The following is a 1,651-nucleotide window of genomic DNA, read 5'->3' on the forward strand; positions in this document are numbered from 1 at the left end:
AATATAAAAGAAAAGTGGGGGAAACCATTGCAACAACGCACCCTTGTGAAAAACGGCCTGTTTGCCTCTTAATCAGCGGGCCGTAGGTTCGACCCCTACACGGCCCACCAAGCCGCACTTCGTGCGTATCTCGGACTAATATCGTTTTTCGCATCGAATCGGCTGACCTCCCTCCCCGGTAGATTTCTCTTTTAGAAATTCCGCTTGGGCGTACCGTAGCGTTCATCAAATCGTGAGGGATCTCAATATCACACTTTATGTGAACGGCTGGCTCTTTATCGTTCATCGTACTGGCTCGCAGGGAAGTACCTCACGTAGTCTTCAGGCTTCAGACTCGTGGATAAACAATGGGCGTTGTAAGTTGCTCTAGGCACTCGATATGGCCGGCACTTTCCGGGGCTGAGGCACCATGCGGATACCACCTTTCGGCCGTAAGGTCACCATGAGTTCAGGCTCGACGGTCTCTTGAGCCAGTTGCAAATCATAGCGACGACCGATCAGAGCGAGCAGGAGCGGTCCTTCAACTGACGCGAAATGAATTCCTACACAGGCGCGTGGTCCTGCGCCGAACGGGAGATAGGCATGGCGGGCGGCAGGCCGCCCGCCATCCAACCATCGCTCGGGCAGAAATTGTTCAGGCTCTCGCCAAAAGGCCGGGTGTCTGTGCAAAGTGTATGTATCGACCAAGACAAGTGCACCAGCCCGCAACGGTAATCCGCAGACCGTGATACTGGTCGCTGCCTTGCGCTGAACCGCTGGAGCCGGCGGATATAGGCGGAGCGATTCATCGAATATGGCCCGAGTATACGGAAGATGCTGAAGGTCGTCGGCATTTGGCGTTCTTCCCTGGAGAACCCGATCCACTTCCTCGTGAAATTGTGCCTTGACCTTCGGATGGGTAGCCAGAAGATACCAGGTCCAGGCGAGCGCGTTCGCGGTGGTCTCGTGTCCCGCCGCAAAGATCGTTAACGCTTCGTCCCGCAGCTCCTGATCGGTCAGTCCCATGCCGGTCTCTTCATCGCGAGCCTGAAGCAGGAGATCGAGGAGATCCTCATGTGTTAATCCGGTGCGGCGTCGCTCGGCGAGTAATCCATAGATCAGTCCGTCCATGAATTGCATGACTGAACGAAATTCACGGTTGCGTTGAGTCGGTACCCAGGCGGGGAGGTGCAGCGGGTTGTGAAACGAGTCGAACGCATACTTCAGACTCACGCGCAGCGCACGGCTAATGTGTTCGATGTGTTGCGCCATACTGGTCGTAAACATCGTTTGTGAGATCACTTCGAGGGCCAGCTGCATCATTTCCGCAGCGATATCGACCGGCTGTCCTTCGTGATCGGCCCAACCTGCAATGCGCTGCTCGCCCACTTGAGCCATCCGATCGGCCATTGCCGCCATGCGAGAACGGTGGAAAACGGGTTGGATGATGCGCCGGTGACGCTTCCAGACTTCTCCTGAACTGGTCACCAATCCATTGCCCAACACCAGCGCGAGGCCGACCGGCCGCCGAGGGTCGTACAATTGCACATAGCGGTCGGCGGGCTGAACGAGAATCTCTTTAGCGAGATCGGGAGGACTGAAGAGATAGAGAGCCTTCGGCCCAAGCCGAAAGCGCAGCGCATCGCCGTGCCGGCGCCACCACCCAGACATC

Annotated in this window: 1 protein-coding gene; it reads right to left on the bottom strand. The window is 56.8% G+C overall.

Annotation, left to right across the window (positions count from 1 at the left end; translation table 11 throughout):
- Positions 1-366: 366 nt before the first annotated feature.
- The coding region (locus tag ACOSYY_RS16260) for a cytochrome P450 (RefSeq protein WP_421663760.1) at positions 367-1,651 on the bottom strand (1,285 nt) is incomplete at its 5' end.

The sequence above is a fragment of the Nitrospira sp. BLG_2 genome (assembly GCF_049222245.1).